The organism is Legionella busanensis, from assembly GCF_900461525.1.
Taxonomy (GTDB): domain Bacteria; phylum Pseudomonadota; class Gammaproteobacteria; order Legionellales; family Legionellaceae; genus Legionella_C; species Legionella_C busanensis.
Window position 1 is genome coordinate 1,817,746 of record NZ_UGOD01000001.1, and the last position, 16,715, is coordinate 1,834,460.

Here is a 16,715-nt window from a genome sequence, read left to right on the forward strand (position 1 = left end):
TGGAAGTATTACGGTGATAAAGCTATTCAATAACTACTTACATGCTTTGTTTTAATGCTCCATTATATATTTTGCAAAATACACTAATGTCTGTAAAAATTCAGTTTTTTAAAATATTTATAATCCCTATACTCCATGACTTAGATACGACAATTTTAATTTTTTAACTAGCATGGATAAACTAGGCCGATAAGCTTAGGTAGATAAAATTTATATTTTATACTTCTTTACTGAAAAAATATATTTTTAATCAGTATTTAATAGCGTTTTAATCTAGACAACGTTATTATTGTTTTTTTAAAATTTATATTGATCACTTAATAGACAATTAGTATTTAAAATGTTACTATTTAGACATTGCACATCTTAAATGATGAAGGCTAAAAGATTTAATAATAACTATTTGATTTTGATTACAACCAAATAACTAGTAATGCAAGTACCAAATTAGGGAGTTTAGATATAAATGGGCTATACCAATATTCTATCTCGATTAAAGACTAGGAAGACATTTACACTGCTGCCATGGATAGTTTGGGGCCTAGGGTGTATTTTTTACTTTTATGAATGTTTGTTACAAGTTTCACCTAGTGTTATGAGTAATGAGCTTATGCGTGATTTTGCTGTTACCAGCCAAACCTTGGGTGTGTTATCCGGAATATACTTTTATTCATATGCAGCATTACAACTTCCCGCTGGTGTTTTAATGGATTATTTTGGGCCACAACGATTACTTACCATTGCTACATTAATTTGCTCATTAAGTACAATTGCTTTTGGGTATACTGATAGCTTTTATACAGCATGCTTGGCCCGTTTAATGATTGGTTTTGGCTCTGCTTTTGCCGCTGTAGGCACACTAAAGTTAGCAGCCAATTGGTTTCCCGCGCAACGATTTGCTTTGTTAACCGGGATCATGGTAACTATTGGTATGCTTGGTGCGATTGGCGGCGAAGCACCGTTAGCGTTACTTATAGAGAGCTATGGCTGGCGTGAAAGCATGTTTATTATGGGTACTGTAGGCATTGTCTTAGCAATTCTCATTTTACTTATTGCCAAAGATTCACCTAATAAATCGTTATCAACTGCAAAAGCAGATGATGAAAAAGAACATGTATGGTCAAGCTTATTACAATTGATTAAAAACAAGCAACTCTGGTTAGTAGCTATCTACGGTGGGCTAATGTATATGGCTACACCTGTTTTCTGTGGTTTATGGGGCGTCCCTTTCATGATGTATAAAATGAACCTAACCAAAGCCGTAGCAGCCAATTATATTTCTTTTGTTTTTATTGGCTGGGCTATTGCAAGCCCTTTGTGGGGTGTTTTTTCTAATCGAATAGGTAGACGAAAACCACCATTATATATAGGAAGCGTAGGTGCTTTAATTACCAGTTTGTTGTTTATTTATGCCCCTATTAACTCCGACATTTTAATGCATTCAATCCTGCTATTATTTGGCGTTTTTTCTGCAGCCTTTCTTCCTGCATTTGCCATAGCAAAAGAATTATGCAATAAGCAGTATGTTGCTACTGGATTAAGTTTTATGAATATGATGAATATGATAGGTATCGCCATAAGCCAACCCCTTGTTGGTTTTATCTTAGATAGAATGTGGCAGGGACAAACAGTCGATCAAATTAGAATTTATCCCATTGAAGCTTATCATTTAGCATTGGGTATTTTACCTTTAGGCATTTTGATAGCTTTAACTATTCTACCCTGTATAAAAGAAACATACTGTCATAATATTCATAACCAAGAATAAGCAAATTAAATAAAAATTAAGGTATACTTCCGCCCTATTTGATAAAGCAAACTAGCAGAGAAATTATGTCTAAGAAACTTTTTATTAAAACCAATGGCTGTCAGATGAATGAATATGATTCATCAAAAATGGCAGAAGTCTTATTACATTCACATAAACTTGAAAAGACAAATAATGTAGAAGAAGCTGATGTTATACTTTTAAACACTTGTTCTATTCGTGAAAAAGCACAGGAAAAGGTTTTCTCTCAACTTGGTCAATGGCGTGAATTTAAAAAAGCTAAACCTAATGTAATTATAGGTGTTGGTGGTTGTGTAGCTAGTCAGGAAGGTAGCGATATTATTAAGCGTGCACCCTTTGTAGACTTAGTATTTGGCCCACAAACGCTGCATCGATTACCCGCATTATTAGATGAACGGTTGCAAACGAAAAAACCCGTTGTTGATATCAGCTTTCCTGAGATTGAAAAATTTGATCATTTACCAGTACCACGAGCTGAGGGTCCTGTTGCTTTTGTATCAATTATGGAAGGTTGCAGTAAATACTGCAGTTACTGCGTAGTTCCTTATACCCGTGGAGAAGAAATTAGCCGTCCTTTTGATGATGTCTTAGCTGAATGCTACCAATTAGCAATACAGGGGGTACGTGAAATTAATTTGTTAGGTCAAAATGTAAATGATTATCGTGGCCAGATGGAAAATGGTGATATTGCCGATCTTGCTTTATTAATTCATTACCTTGCTGCCATTAAGGGTATAGGTAGAATTCGATTTACTACATCACACCCTCTTGCCTTTTCTGATAATCTTATCAATGCATTTGCTGAAGTGCCTCAACTTGCCAATCATTTACATTTACCCGTGCAAAGTGGATCAGATCGAATTTTATCACTTATGAAGCGTGGCTATACAGCACTAGAGTACAAATCAAAAATACGCAAATTACGTAAAGTAAGACCTGATATTCGCTTATCTACCGATATCATCGTTGGATTCCCAGGTGAAACTGATAAAGATTTCCAAGATACAATGGATTTAGTACATGAAATAGGTTTTGATACGTCTTTTAGCTTTATCTATAGTCCTCGCCCAGGCACCCCTGCTGCTAATTTAGTTGATGAAGTTCCTATGGAAGTTAAAAAGCAACGACTGCAAATTTTACAAAATCGATTAACTTTAAATGCCTCTCGTTATAGTCAATCTATGATTGGTAGTAAACAACAATTACTTGTTACAGGGAAATCGAAGAAGGATGCTGCTCAATTAGCTGGCAGAACAGAATGTAATCGAGTCGTTAATTTTGACGGTTCGCATGATCTTATTGGTCAGTTTGTTTCAGTTAAAATTACTGAGGCATTACCTAACTCTTTACGCGCACGTATCGAGGAAAGCGTTCCAGCTTAATATGATAACTATACCTAAAGATATGTATGGACAACGTATTGACGTTGTCCTCGCGCAACTATTTCCTGATTATTCTCGATCACAATTAAGCCAATGGTTAAAAGAAGGAAAAATTACCGTCGATGGTAATTTTTTAAAACCAAAGGATAAAATATTAGGTGGTGAAATTATTCACTTTGACCTTCAGTTAGTTTCAGAAAATAAAAATGCAAAGCTAACACCAGAAGCGATTCCTCTTAATATTATATTTGAAGATGATGAAATAATGGTGATCAATAAACCAGCTGATTTTGTTGTTCATCCAGGCGCAGGAAATCCTACACATACGTTAGTTAATGCGCTGCTTCATTATAACCCTAACTTAGAAACACTACCCCGTGCTGGTATTATTCATCGCCTAGATAAAGATACGACAGGCCTACTTATCATTGCCAAAACCCTTGCAGCGCATACGTATCTAATAAGACAAATGCAAGCTCGACAAATTAAACGATTTTATCTTGCTTTAGTACAAGGTCATGTTATTGCAAGTGGTGAGATAAATACTTTTTATGGGCGCCATCCCCATAATCGTTTAAAAATGGCCGTTCGCGAACAGGGTAAAGAAGCAATTACTCATTACAATGTCCGTAAGCAGTATCAATTTTATACCTTATTAGATATTGAGCTTTTTACAGGTAGAACGCATCAAATCCGAGTTCATATGGCTTATAAGAAACACCCTATTATTGGTGACCCTCTTTATGGGACGCGCATGCGTATTCCACCAGGTGCAAATGATGAATTAATTCTGGCTTTACAACAATTTAAAAGACAGGCTTTACATGCTTACACATTATCCTTAATACACCCTATTAAAGAACAACAGTTGACATTTAAAGCGCCTTTGCCTGATGATTTCGAGTATTTATTAATTTTATTGGATAATTATATTGAATCACACGCGACCTAACTGGAAAGCACCAGTAAATGTATTCGCCTTTACAACTGAACGCACGGGCGGTTTTAGCGAAGGCGTTTTTGCAAGTAACAATTTAGGAGACCACGTCGGTGATATTCCCGAACATGTTCAAGCAAATCGTCAGACGTTATGTTCTATAGTACCTTCTGAGCCTGAATGGTTAGAACAAACACACAGTATTGATTGTGTCGTGGTCGAAGATACAAATAAACGTTCTGCTGATGCAGCGATTACTCGCATACCTAATCGGGTTTTAGCAATCTTAACAGCGGATTGCTTACCTATTATTTTGTGTAATCGTCAAGGCACCGAAATCGCAGCAATTCATGCTGGCTGGCGTGGGTTAGTTAACGGCATTTTAGAACAAACGATTAGTCAAATGATAAGTAAACCAGAAGACTTGCAAGCGTGGATTGGCCCCGCCATTTGTGCTAATTGCTATGAAGTAGGCGATGATGTTTATGAACATTATCAAGAGAATTACCCTTTTTCTAACAATTTTTTTAAATCTCATCAACAAAAATGGTTAATTGATATACCTGGTATTGCTGAACAAATTCTCAAAAAAATGACAATTTCAGAAGTATATCAGTCACATTTATGTACTTTTGAGAATAAAAAACAGTTCTATTCCTATCGTAGAGAAGGACAAACAGGTAGAATGGTTACACTAATTTGGTTCACAAACTAACTAGGATAAATTTATGCATCGTTATCTTCGCCTCATAGTGATTATTTTTCTATTAAATTTATTGCCTTTTTCTTTATTTGCTGATACATCCTCACAACAATCGTTACCTATGCCCTCTTTAGCGCCAGTGTTAAAGAATGCTATGCCTGCTATCGTAAATATTGCTGTACAAGGTATTATTCAGACACCTTTACCCAATGTTGAAGATGAGGATAATAACAATAATGACAAGAATAGCCCTCCGGAAAATCAACAATTAATTCCAGAAAAACCAAGAAAATTTCAAAGTATTGGTTCAGGCGTCATCATTGATCCGACTAATGGTGTCATTATTACTAATGACCATGTCATACGTAATGCCAATTTAATTACTGTAACCTTAAATGATGGTCGCCGATTAAAAGCAAGGCTTATCGGTGCAGATAGTGAAACTGACTTAGCTGTTTTAAAAGTAGACGCAAAAAATCTTAAAAGTTTACCTATAGGCGATTCAGATAAAGCTGAAGTCGGCGATTTTGTTGTTGCTATTGGGAATCCTTTTGGCTTAAATAGTTTTGGTAATAGTCAATCCGCAACGTTTGGTATTATTAGCGCTATGAAACGTAGTGATCTAAATATTGAAGGCGTTGAAAATTTCATTCAAACTGATGCAGCAATTAATCCCGGTAATTCTGGCGGTGCACTTGTTAATGCCAAAGGTGAATTAATAGGTATTAACACTGCAATTATTTCTCCTTATGGCGGTAATGTAGGTATTGGTTTTGCAATTCCTATTAATATGGCCAAAGATGTGGTCATGCAACTTATTAAGTTTGGCTCTATCCATCGTGGCCTTATGGGTATTTTTGTGCAACATCTAACGCCTGAATTAGCACAAGCAATGGGTTATGGAGAAGATTTTCAAGGTGCTTTAGTTTCTCAGGTAAATGAAGGCTCTCCAGCTGAAAAAGCAGGTTTAAAAGCTGGTGATATTATTACTCAAATTAATAATACTAAAATCACTCAAGCAACTCAGGTTAAAACAACAATCAGTCTACTACGAGTTGGTAGTGATGCTAAGATAACTATTAAACGTGATGGTAGAGAAATGACTTTAAATGCAGTTGTAACTGATCTGAAAAAACATGAGCAACAGTTACAAGCAAACAATCCTTTTCTCTACGGTTTAGCTTTAAGAAATTTTGAACAAGACTCACCAATACATGGTAATGTCATTGGCGTTCAAGTAGTTGGCGCTTCTGAAAATAGTGCTGGATGGCGTGCTGGTTTAAGACCAGGCGATGTTATTGTTTCAGCAAACAAACAGCCAACTCCAAATGTTAAAGCATTACAATCTGCTGCTCAACAGCAAAATCAAAGGCTTTTAGTTCAAGTCCTTAGGGGACCGGGTGCCCTTTATTTATTAATTATTTAATAAAATAATTACGCCTCTCTTAATGAAACTAGATCTTTAAGTATAAAGATTTAGTTTCATTATTCCTGAATAATGTAAGCCTAAAATTTTTCTTAAAAATTAGTCCTATACTTCTTGACATACAACTCATAAAAAGCCACAATCACGCCTCTTGTGGCTATGTAGCTCAGCCGGTTAGAGCGCGGCACTCATAATGCTGAGGTCGGTAGTTCGAGTCTACCCATAGCCACCATAAATCAAGCACTTACGTTTTCTTTCTCTTCTTCTTCCCCCTATTATAGGGTGCAAATTGAATCTTTCATTACTTAATTAATAAGTGTTTGTTCTCAGATTAGGGATAAGATTACTAAACAGTATAAAACTTTCATCTATGTACCTTGCTATTTGAAAGAAATATTTTTTAATCTCTTGAATAATATCAGTTAAATTCAGCTTCTTTGAAGTGAGTTTGGATCAATCGAAATTTTCTCTAATTTTAATATTAATACAAAAAATATTTTTGTAGCTTTTAAATAAAATTGGATGGATTTACAGGAATTTACCTTAGAAATAGTTTGTGTTAAGAGCAATATTTATTTTATTAACCCACCTTGATTGAATAAAAAACAAATTTATATTAAAATGCGCGGTTTTGATTTTAATGCATTGTAAAGATTAAGTTTTTTAAGCTAAAGAGAGTAATATGAAAATTGAAGTAAAAGATAGGCTATATCGATCAATGTCTAATTTAGTATCTAAATTAAACGATGGTAAACAAGTAACCAGTAGAGAATATCAGTTATTATGCTTTCAATTTAATTATCTCTTTCTAAATATAAAAAAAGATAATCAAATTTTTATTTTAGATGAAACAGAAAAACAAATTATCGAAGACTTGTTAAGGATCTTAAATCAACAAAATATTGAAATTCCTATTCGCTCTCAGGCTAAATGGAATCATAGTTTTTTCTATTTTCATTTATTAAAAAGCTGGCTTAATTTTACCATAGGAAACTTTAGTGATGCTAAAACCTTGCTAAAATTAGCTAAAAAATTTCCTGAAGAAACTCGTGCTGCTGAGACGGACCATTTAGACTCTCTGGCAGAAAAACAAATTAAACTGCATGAAACATTACAACAACATTTTACCCAGCAACCTAAACAATCAATTGAAACACCTATATTATCATTAGAAGAATTTGAAGCGCTCGTAAATAAATACCAATCTACTAATAAAACTGAACTATTGATTAATGCCTCAGACGAAACCCTAGCTAGATATTTTATTGATCCAAAACAACAATCAGAAATTCGCGATCCTATAGCTTTATGGAACCAAAATGAGCCTGGGTCTGTTTCAGCGATGATTAAATTGATTTGCACAATGTTTACTGCAGATAGAGAATTATCTATAGATTTTTTTAAAGACATGCATGCATTAGCCTTAGATGGTGTAAAACTACCTCAGGCTAATCGAAGCCGTGCTATAATTCCTGGCGAATTTAGAAAAGAGGCCGTACAATTTGGTATGGTTGCAAGTAAGGCAAATTCACTAGCCGGATTTTATGATATAGGTGACTGGGTAGAGAAACAAAAAATAAAAGGCTATCGTTATAACCTTTTAACTTCGAACAATCTTGACTCAATTACATTACAAATATTTACAACCCCCCAGCAAATAGAAGAACAGCTACTCGATTTAATAAACGATTACAAAGCTGATATTGCTAATGCTAGTTCTATAAGAGATGTTATAAAAGCATGCGCAATTTTTTCGCACCACTTTTCTTTGATTCATCCTTTTAGTGATGGCAACTTGCGACTATCTCAACAGCTTTTAAACTTCCTTTTGGCTAAGAATAATCTTCCTCTTTGTATATTATCTGAACCATCTTTAATTGAGGGGGCCTCGCCAGATGAATTAGTTGATCATATTGTAATAGGATTTCATAACTTTCAGCATCTTATGACGAAAGGATACGCACCCAGTACAAATGATTTAGAAGAAATCAATAAGGATGCTTCTTCAAGTAGCTTAATAAAGCAATCTATTTTTAAAGCTCAGGAGACAAAAAAAATTGATAGTGAAAAGGATCGTATAGTTTTTAATATATTTTCGATTTCATAGGAAAGTTAATAAAGCATTTCATGACCTTACAAAATAAGCTAGATCAGTAAGGCTAAAAGTACCAATCCGTAAGAGCGCTTACGTGAGAAGTCTTTTGTCTTTTCATTTTGCAGCATGGTTTTCTCGCTGCACAAACTATCCTGCAAACATCGACTTGAGTCCCTTCATTGAAATCAGGATTTAAACTCTAGAGGCATACGTGATACTAATCCCTATTTTACTTTGTTTTAGACAACTTATTTGTTGCCTAAAAATAAATAGTCAAATTATATTAAATTGCTGTAGAGCATATTTATAAGTAAGCGTATCAATCTCTAATCTATGTCCATATTCAAATTTCAATTGCTTTTCACATACCTGTACTGGTGTAATACCTTGTATTGTATTATTCAGGTTAATAAACTGGCCTTCTTATATTGGCCTATGTACATCCTTACCTGCAAGATAAACTCTAATTAGTAAAATTGTAAGCAGTTATCAACTATTACTATATACCCAGTTTGAAAAAAATTTATCAAACTTAAGGAAGAAAAAACATTTAAACTCTATGATGTTCGTAGATAACTGAAACAAGCTCTAAATTAACGCGCTGTCTTGCTTTATATAATACATAGTTTGCTTGCATTTGCATCCAACTTTCAGGCGTTCTTCCAAAAGCTTTACTTAGTCTTAAAGCCATTTCAGGCGATATATCAGCTTCTCCTTTAATAAGCCTAGAAAAGATCGATGGACTGACATTCAACTTAAGTACTGCTGTTCTTAAACTTATATTAAGTAGTTCAATATATGTTTCTTTAATAAATTCGACCGGATGTGGCGGATTATACATGATAGTCATTTAGCGATAATCCTCATAATTAACGATGTAAGCATCGTTATTTTCAAATTCAAACGTTATGCGCCAATTACTGTTTACTGAGCTTTCTAGTCTAGCTTTCTTATTTAATCTCTCATTCTAAAAGAATATAAATATACTTTAAAAAGTATATTTTATAATTTATAATAATCATATATTTGGAGATAGATTATGCTAGCATCGAATAGTTTAATTCAAGCGCTAAAAGATCCCTTAAAAGAAATTGCGCTTATCAGAAATGGTGCCCTTCCTGACGCTTTTGAGGACATCTTAAAACCAAGAAGCTTTGTGATGAAGGATGTATTAAATAGATTGAATATATCAGCACCGACATATAAAACGAAAAAAAGAGAAAAAAAGCTTCTTGATTCTTCAGCTACTGAAAAGTTATTACGCTTAATTTCAACAATTCAATTGGCAAGTAAAATTATAGGTGACCCTGAAGCTAAGAATTGGCTTTATAGAGAAGTTGATTCCTTGGGAGGTAGAGCACCAATAGATCTTTTGGATACAGAAGCAGGACATAAATTAGTTGAACAAACTCTTCAACAGATAAAGCATGGTATCTATAGCTAATGACAATATGGTATAGGGCGAGCCAGTCTACAAAAGCTGAGGTTGTTTTTTCTGGTGAAGGGGGACTTTATGTGCAAGGCAGATGGAATTATAAAGGAAGAAAAGTAATCTATTGCTCTCAATCTATTTCATTATGTACTTTAGAATGGTTATCTCATAATGGGTTGTCTGTTTCTGGTTTCTCATACAGTAAGTATTCAATTAGTATCCCTGACGAATTAACTAAGAAGTATGAAATTAAGAATTTACCTGCTAAGTGGAATACATCGCCCACAATGGATATAACTCGGGATTTTTCCGAAGAAAAATTATTTAATCAACCTGACTACCTCGCCATGGCCCTTCCTTCTGTAGTTGTTCCTGAGGAATACAACTTAGTTATAAACCCTCTTCATAAAGATTATTCTACTATATTTAGAACAATAAAATTCTTAGGAACATTTACTGCTCCTAAGAGATAAAAGTTATTAAAACTGAAACTCTCTAACTTCTGCAATTTTTATCATCAGATAAAATATAATTTTTGTTAAAAAATTTCTTTAGGATAAGGTTAGCAACATCTTTTCTACAGGGTGCATATAGGATGCAATTTAGTTGAAAAACCTTGTACAACAAAATATATCAGTGCAACAAACAGAAATTATAAGCATTTGATTTAATCAATTTTTTATTCAGTATTGTATACTGATATATATCCAATCTAAGACAGTCATAGCCCTCATATTGCTGAGGTCGGTATTATGAGTCTACCTATAGCCACCATTAAATCAAATTTTTACGCTTTTTTCCTTGCCTTCTCCTTCTATTATAAAGCACACATAGAGTGGAAATAGAATGTTTAATTATTAAAAATAAATTGGCTCTTCTTAAATTAGACGCACTTTAATCAACTATATAAAATTTTCATCCTCGTAGGTTGGGCCGCGTAGCCTAACCTACGTTCGCTGTGTAATGGCGCATATTTGAAATTTTTTATCAAATATGGTTAAATATTACACGTTCGTAACTCTAGCGTAGTATAAAATGCAGCAACGTACAGAAAATATATCATCTACAAATATAACAAAGCCTAATGAATCAAACACGTTAGAAAATCATCCATCTGCAAAGCAAGAAACTCAAAAATCTTTTAATGTTAATTTTGTTAGTGGCTTAGTGACAGGTTCTGCGTGTGCTGGGTTATTTAATCCCTGGGATAGAGCATTGTACTTATCCATAAAAGAAAATAGACCCTTTTTATCCAAAGAAAATTTTACTGCACCTTATCAAGGCTTTTCTCAAGCTTTGATCCAGCGAGCTTTTCTAGGAGGCATCTATTACATTGCCCAAAGTCAACTAAACCAAAGTTTGTATCCTTATTTACGAAAACAATTAGAAATAAGTGAACCTGTCGCCCAATTTGCTGTGGGAGCTGTTGCTGGAAGTACTAGCGCCTGCTTAACAAATAGTATTTCTGCTGTTAAATTCCATACCTGGGGTCAGACAAATCGATCATTTTTTTCAAGCGCTCGTGAAATGGTTACAGCAGGTGGTCTTAAACCTTTTGTTAAAGGCACGGGCGCAACAATGTCTCGTGATATTGCTTTTGGTGGGACGTATGAGATGATACGTAAAATGCTCTATGATGGTCTTTCAAAAGAAAATGGCACAACAAATTCAAAAGATAATTCACAGTTAAAATTTATATGCAATATGGCATCTGCAGGTGCTGCGACCGTTATTTCTGGACCATTTAATTTCGCCCGTAATATGCAGTATGCAACACCACCTCATCAAAAACCACCATCGACATTTGCAGTATTGCGCTCTCTATGGAATGAAGCTAAAGCATATGAAACACCTTTAAATAAAGCGCGATTTTTTCAGAACCGTATGAGAGTAGGCTGGGGTACAGCTAGAGTTGCCGTAGGAATGACTGTTGGTCAGACATTTTTTGATTATATGACTGATAAGCTTAATGAATTTCAGCCTTCAGAACCTAGTAAAAAGCCTGTACGTTAATTTTTCTAAAATGCAACAGCGTTGAGATTTTTTCAGATAAGTGAGTAAATGTTGGGCCGAATTGCCCAACCTGCGAGGACTACCTTTCATATTCTCTTAATATTTTTTAGTTATAGTGATTAAAAAATTACACATAAGAGGATGCAAGCTTATGCCTGGCAATGACTTTGAACCTTCAAATCAAAAGACTCTTGAAGAAGAAAAAAACGTCGCCATATAGAACTGTCTGTTAATCCTGAACATGGCACGAGCTCAACATCAAGTCGCTTAAAGTCAACTAGACTAATTTCTGAAGAAGATAAAAAACGCCATGCTATAGAGCTTTTTTTTAATCCGAAACAGGATACGAACTTAACGCCTAATCAACTGCCATATCAATCACAGTCAAATCAAGTTAACTACAATAGTAACCAACTAGGCTACTCAGTTTACTCTAGCAATGTGATTAATAAAGAGCTTGTCATGCAGCCACACTATTATACAAAGCCTCCCTTAGACTTTTACCAAACTAGCCTAAGCAAGAGCTATGTACCGATGTATAAACAGGTAGGTGGATTTCCTAGCGTTAATTATCCCTATTTGCCTCCTCCCTTAAAGCAACCTTACAACAATACAATATCAGTTTTTTATCAACCGTCCATAAGCCAAAATAATATACCAATGTATTATCAGCCAGGCTGATTTTCTAGTGTTAATTATTCCTATCCGCCTCTTCCGTTAAAGCAACCTTATAACAATACGATATCTGGTTTTTATCAACCGCCCATAAGCCAAAATAATATGCCAATGTCTTATCAGTCAGGCAGATTTTCTAGTGTTAACTATCCTTACTCGCATACTCCATTAGTAGAGCAGTCCTATAATGATAATATAGTAGTTTTTTACTAAACTATGGTTCATAGCGAGGTAGAGCAAACAACTGCGGTGAATAGCAGCGGGAGTTTGCATTCTCTAAGCGAGAAGTGTAATAAAAAATCTAGAAAGAAGGCCGCTTCTGATAACAATTTCATAGAAGGTGCGCTGAAAGTCGATCCTGATACAGGAGAGCCTAGCACTGCATCTAATGCTATCAATCGTCGTACTTATTTTAGCCGTCAGCTGGTTGATCCTAAAACCGGTAAACCCAGTAAAGAAAAGGACGCTGTTCGTTACTCTACTTATCGATCTCGTCAAATGGTTGATCCTAAAACCGATAAACCTAGTAAAGAAAAGGATGCTATTCCTCGCTCTACTTATCGAGAGCGTCAAAAAGTTGATCCTATAACAGGTAAGGTGAGTGATAAACTAAATGCTATAGCTCGGTCGGAATATAACTATAAGAAGAAAAACGCAAGAAAAATTAAAACTAATGAGACAGCTGTGATGGGCGCTTTAGAGGCAAGTGGTGTTGATAAGCGAGATAAACCTCAAGAGGCAGATAGCATTAATCAACTCCAATCTATTTCGGATGCGCCTTTTGCGGGAGAATTCCAAGATGAGTCTTTGGAGTTCCTTGATGAATTGGCAAGTATAGTGAACGACAACAGCCATACAGATCCTGCTGTCTCACCAAAACACTTAACTTCGGTAGACAAACAGGCGTCCCCTTTAACGACGTTTAGTTTATTTTCGCAAACAGATACTGAGCCGTTACCTGCTACCTCTTTAACACAGCAATCAGAAGGTAGTCTAGAGAGTACGTCTTATAAAAACTTTGCAGATGAGATAGGTAAACAAGAAGAAGAGACTTGCTTTGACAATTTTTTTGATTTCGGGTAAAAAAGTGCCACATTCTCTATTATCAAACAAAGAGGTTAATTTGCTGCAAGTTTTATCAAAGAGGTAGGCAGATGGTTAATCACCAAGTCAATAGCATTAACCTGCTCTGCCTCTCTTTCCTTTAAGATTTTATTAATTTTATGTGAAGTCATCTATACTAATTTTATACATACCATTCTTTAAATAAATTTAATTTACTTGGATAAAAATTAAATTTTAGTAAGGGTTATATTATGGGCTTACATATTATCGAGGGCCTTCCCGTTTGCATTCATGAGTTACAAATCGTTCTTTTAATATCCACTCCCACAGATAAACCTATAAGTAAAGAAATAGTTCAAAGCATAGTTAATAAGGTTGTCTTAGATAGGGATAATCATGAAAATTTAGGTAAGCGTTCTGAAAGCACCTACCAGATTCAAGAACCTGCCTTAGGTTTTGATGTATTTGTTCGCCAGGCTGAAACACTTGTATTGTATTCATTCAAAGAAACGGGAGAATTTATTAGCGACGCTCCTGCTCGAACATTAAATGAGGCAGGGTTATTTCATTTTCAATTTACTATCCCTAAAGAACCTATTGTAGAATTTAATATTGGTGAGGAGGAATTTAAAATAAATTGCGTCACAGCCGAAAATTTTGCTTCCCTTTCTATTGAGAAGCGAAATAAAATGCTTGATGAAATTGCATCATTTAACAAAACTCATTTTCCGGAGCATTTTAACTTATGGGAATTAAATGATAAAAGCTCAGAGATTGTAAGAGACCACTTTTACCACTTACAGCAGTCATGTAATAGCTTATATATAATCAGAGACTCTCAAAATAAAATTGTGGCCACAAGTGGTATTAGTGCAACATCCGATGGTCAGTTAACTTTTCAAAGTATGAGCATAACCCGTACTACTGATAGAAAAAAGGGAATTATGGCAGTAAATCTTAGTAGAGCAACTTTTGACTATCCAAATGCAGTCATGACAGCCTACTTCGTTAATTCTGATATAAGACAGTCTTTAGGGTCTTCAGCAATGACCTCTCCTAATACTGCTCATCAATTATCTACTGAACGTAATTCGTATTTAGAAATGAAAATGTCTGGGATAACTATGTCTAAGAAAAAGAATAATGAATTAAGCCCTATTTATAGAAGTTCTTTATTTGTCAGTTCTAACCCGCATATCTCTGAAGAGGAGCCTGAAAGTTTAAGAAATGATCTTAAATAAATTTAATAAAGATCGAGCGACTAATTCAATTTATTTAAATATTAGTTTTGGATTTATATTTAAGGTTAAATATAGGAAAGCATTAATTTATTAAGGCAAATGTTTAGCTCTCATAATGCTGAGGTCAGTAGTTCAAATTTATCTATAACTACTATTAAATCAATCAATTACGAATTTTCCCCTACTTCAAAATTAACTTTATTTGCTAAAGTAGAGCACTATCTTTATAAATTAAAGTATATAAAATTAATTGTAAAAAAATTTTTACTTATAAAATGATTTTTTATATAGTTCCTATTATTTAATAATAGGAACTAAGTAAATGCGATGGACCGCAGCAAATATTCCCAATTTGTCTGGTAAAATAGCGATTGTGACTGGTGCTAATAGTGGTTTAGGTTATGAAACAGCATATGCTCTAGCAGGTCGGGGTTGTAAAGTAATTATGGCTTGCCGAAATTTAGAAAAAGCTCAACATGCTAAGGACACTATAGAACAATTTATTCCCCATGCAGATATTAAAATTGAAGAATTAGATTTATCTAGCTTAACTTCCATCACTACCTTTTGTAACAATGTTAAAAAATCCCATAATCGGATTGATATTTTAATTAACAATGCTGCCATTTTAAATACCATGCCGGGCCAAAAAACAAAAGAGGGATTTGAGCTAATAATGGGTATTAACCATCTTGGTACATTTACCTTAACCGCACAATTGCTGCCATTACTAGAAGCTTCGAGTCATGCACGAATTGTCACTGTAAGCAGCGACTCACATAAATTTGTTAATTTTACACTTAATGATGTAACCAACCCTAGTTCATCTCAACATTTAAAAACTTATGCTAAATCAAAGCTTGCAAACCTAATCTTTGTTTTTGAATTAGCAAATCGATTAAACATTGCTAATAGTAAAATTATATGTGTTGCTGCCCATCCAGGTTTTGCTGCCACAAGTTTAAGTGATGCTAAAGATAGTGGTTCTAGCACTCGATTTGCGTCCTTTATTCATCTAGGGATGCGACTCTTCGCCCAAACAGCTACTCAAGGCGCCTTACCAATTTTGTATGCAGCAACAGCAGAGCAAGTAAAAAATGGGGAATTTTATGGCCCAGATGGTTGGACCGGTATAAAAGGTTACCCAACTAAACAACGTGCAGCAAAAGCAGCTTATGATACAAACCTAGCACACCAATTATGGGATCTTTCAGAAAGGCTTACTAATACAAAATTTACTATTCATCACAATCCAATTTTAGAAACTGAACAATCAGAGGAAACGCCGAAGTCCACTGAAAAAATGCTATCATTGTTAAATCAAGCCTTAATTAAAGCCAAGCTTAACCCTATTAACAACTCAAACTATCTTTTTTACAGTCAACCTGTAGATATTAAAGCTTCAGGCGCAACGATATGGAAATTAATGACTGATATAAATCATTATAAAGATATATCACATGCTGCAATTGATGCCCATCTTGAAGACAACTTAGTTGCAGGCAACAGTATTAAATTAAAATTATTTCCTGATAGTAATAAAGGAAAGTTAATTCCAGCTGTGACTGAGAAAATTACAGTAGTGGATGAAGAAGCAAAAATATTAGGCTGGTCACTGCCGTTACCACAGGGGCTAGGCTGCACTCAGCGATATCATGTTATAGAACCTATTAATGATAACAAATGCCACTCTTATATTGTTGATCATATTCCATCAGCAGTAGGTTTCTTTTCTAATCTGTTTATACGAAAAACTATTAATGAATCTTTCACCCAATTAAACCATGGTTTTAAGGAAAGAGCAGAGAGTTTAGAAACAGAAAATCCTAGAATAAGACTAGGATAAACCCAATAAAAAAACACAAAATCCTATAATATAGGATTTATTGAGCTACGTTAGCTTTAAAATAACCTAACTCTTTACTGGTAAGTATAAAACGGCTTAAGCCCACAATCA

Annotated in this window: 14 protein-coding genes and 1 tRNA gene; 14 read left to right on the plus strand and 1 reads right to left on the minus strand. The window is 34.5% G+C overall.

Going from position 1 to position 16,715, the window contains the following annotated elements:
• Positions 1-466 precede the first annotated feature (466 nt).
• The 7 genes from DYH30_RS08125 (at position 467) to DYH30_RS08155 (ending at position 8,344) form a co-directional block, all read left to right on the plus strand.
• The gene (locus DYH30_RS08125) at positions 467-1,768 is read left to right on the plus strand and encodes an MFS transporter (RefSeq protein WP_115331181.1); all 1,302 of its coding nucleotides are present in this window, start codon (positions 467-469) and stop codon (positions 1,766-1,768) included.
• A 65-nt stretch (positions 1,769-1,833) separates the two neighbouring features.
• Positions 1,834-3,171, plus strand: coding sequence for a tRNA (N6-isopentenyl adenosine(37)-C2)-methylthiotransferase MiaB (gene miaB, locus DYH30_RS08130; protein ID WP_115331182.1), 1,338 nt, complete (start codon positions 1,834-1,836; stop codon positions 3,169-3,171).
• Between the two features lies 1 nt (position 3,172).
• Positions 3,173-4,123, plus strand: coding sequence for a 23S rRNA pseudouridine(1911/1915/1917) synthase RluD (rluD, locus tag DYH30_RS08135; protein ID WP_115331183.1), 951 nt, complete (start codon positions 3,173-3,175; stop codon positions 4,121-4,123).
• The gene (pgeF, locus tag DYH30_RS08140; protein WP_115331184.1) at positions 4,104-4,823 is read left to right on the plus strand and encodes a peptidoglycan editing factor PgeF; all 720 of its coding nucleotides are present in this window, start codon (positions 4,104-4,106) and stop codon (positions 4,821-4,823) included. Before rluD ends, pgeF begins: the two co-directional genes overlap by 20 nt.
• Before the next feature lie 109 nt (positions 4,824-4,932).
• Positions 4,933-6,237 (plus strand): Do family serine endopeptidase, encoded by a 1,305-nt coding sequence (locus DYH30_RS08145; protein WP_423202810.1) that lies wholly within the window; start codon positions 4,933-4,935, stop codon positions 6,235-6,237.
• 155 nt (positions 6,238-6,392) lie between these two features.
• Positions 6,393-6,469 (plus strand) — tRNA-Met (locus tag DYH30_RS08150).
• Between the two features lie 450 nt (positions 6,470-6,919).
• A complete protein-coding gene (locus tag DYH30_RS08155; RefSeq protein WP_115331186.1) occupies positions 6,920-8,344 on the plus strand; it encodes a Fic family protein in 1,425 nt (474 codons plus the stop codon).
• 538 nt (positions 8,345-8,882) lie between these two features.
• Here DYH30_RS08155 and DYH30_RS08160 read toward each other — a convergent pair.
• Complete coding sequence (locus DYH30_RS08160) at positions 8,883-9,182, minus strand: HigA family addiction module antitoxin (protein ID WP_207385758.1); 300 nt, start codon at positions 9,180-9,182, stop codon at positions 8,883-8,885.
• A gap of 189 nt (positions 9,183-9,371) precedes the next feature.
• Here DYH30_RS08160 and DYH30_RS08170 point away from each other — a divergent pair, with 189 nt between their 5' ends.
• The 7 genes from DYH30_RS08170 (at position 9,372) to DYH30_RS08205 (ending at position 16,604) form a co-directional block, all read left to right on the plus strand.
• Entirely contained in the window at positions 9,372-9,776 is a 405-nt protein-coding gene (locus DYH30_RS08170) for an antitoxin Xre/MbcA/ParS toxin-binding domain-containing protein (RefSeq protein ID WP_115331187.1), read from the plus strand.
• Positions 9,776-10,237, plus strand: coding sequence for an RES family NAD+ phosphorylase (locus DYH30_RS08175; RefSeq protein WP_115331188.1), 462 nt, complete (start codon positions 9,776-9,778; stop codon positions 10,235-10,237). The genes DYH30_RS08170 and DYH30_RS08175 overlap by 1 nt, the downstream gene beginning before the upstream one ends.
• Positions 10,238-10,799: 562 nt before the next feature.
• Positions 10,800-11,777, plus strand: coding sequence for an MC/SLC25 family protein (locus tag DYH30_RS08180; RefSeq protein ID WP_115331189.1), 978 nt, complete (start codon positions 10,800-10,802; stop codon positions 11,775-11,777).
• A gap of 462 nt (positions 11,778-12,239) precedes the next feature.
• Positions 12,240-12,458, plus strand: a complete 219-nt coding sequence (locus tag DYH30_RS08185) for a hypothetical protein (protein ID WP_115331190.1) — start codon at positions 12,240-12,242, stop codon at positions 12,456-12,458.
• A 210-nt stretch (positions 12,459-12,668) separates the two neighbouring features.
• Entirely contained in the window at positions 12,669-13,535 is an 867-nt protein-coding gene (locus tag DYH30_RS08190; RefSeq protein ID WP_115331191.1) for a hypothetical protein, read from the plus strand.
• Positions 13,536-13,768: 233 nt separating this feature from the next.
• The gene (locus tag DYH30_RS08195; RefSeq protein WP_115331192.1) at positions 13,769-14,758 is read left to right on the plus strand and encodes a hypothetical protein; all 990 of its coding nucleotides are present in this window, start codon (positions 13,769-13,771) and stop codon (positions 14,756-14,758) included.
• 322 nt (positions 14,759-15,080) lie between these two features.
• Positions 15,081-16,604, plus strand: a complete 1,524-nt coding sequence (locus tag DYH30_RS08205) for an oxidoreductase (RefSeq protein ID WP_115331194.1) — start codon at positions 15,081-15,083, stop codon at positions 16,602-16,604.
• Positions 16,605-16,715: the final 111 nt, after the last annotated feature.

Excerpts from the sequence above, each read along its gene's own strand:
- DYH30_RS08125 (WP_115331181.1), top strand. The coding sequence starts at position 467 with ATGGGCTATACCAATATTCTATCTCGATTAAAGACTAGGAAGACATTT.
- miaB (WP_115331182.1), top strand. The coding sequence starts at position 1,834 with ATGTCTAAGAAACTTTTTATTAAAACCAATGGCTGTCAGATGAATGAA.
- rluD (WP_115331183.1), top strand. The coding sequence starts at position 3,173 with ATGATAACTATACCTAAAGATATGTATGGACAACGTATTGACGTTGTC.
- DYH30_RS08145 (WP_423202810.1), top strand. The coding sequence starts at position 4,933 with ATGCCCTCTTTAGCGCCAGTGTTAAAGAATGCTATGCCTGCTATCGTA.
- DYH30_RS08155 (WP_115331186.1), top strand. The coding sequence starts at position 6,920 with ATGAAAATTGAAGTAAAAGATAGGCTATATCGATCAATGTCTAATTTA.
- DYH30_RS08160 (WP_207385758.1), bottom strand. The coding sequence starts at position 9,182 with ATGACTATCATGTATAATCCGCCACATCCGGTCGAATTTATTAAAGAA.
- DYH30_RS08170 (WP_115331187.1), top strand. The coding sequence starts at position 9,372 with ATGCTAGCATCGAATAGTTTAATTCAAGCGCTAAAAGATCCCTTAAAA.
- DYH30_RS08175 (WP_115331188.1), top strand. The coding sequence starts at position 9,776 with ATGACAATATGGTATAGGGCGAGCCAGTCTACAAAAGCTGAGGTTGTT.
- DYH30_RS08180 (WP_115331189.1), top strand. The coding sequence starts at position 10,800 with ATGCAGCAACGTACAGAAAATATATCATCTACAAATATAACAAAGCCT.
- DYH30_RS08185 (WP_115331190.1), top strand. The coding sequence starts at position 12,240 with ATGCAGCCACACTATTATACAAAGCCTCCCTTAGACTTTTACCAAACT.
- DYH30_RS08190 (WP_115331191.1), top strand. The coding sequence starts at position 12,669 with ATGGTTCATAGCGAGGTAGAGCAAACAACTGCGGTGAATAGCAGCGGG.
- DYH30_RS08195 (WP_115331192.1), top strand. The coding sequence starts at position 13,769 with ATGGGCTTACATATTATCGAGGGCCTTCCCGTTTGCATTCATGAGTTA.
- DYH30_RS08205 (WP_115331194.1), top strand. The coding sequence starts at position 15,081 with ATGCGATGGACCGCAGCAAATATTCCCAATTTGTCTGGTAAAATAGCG.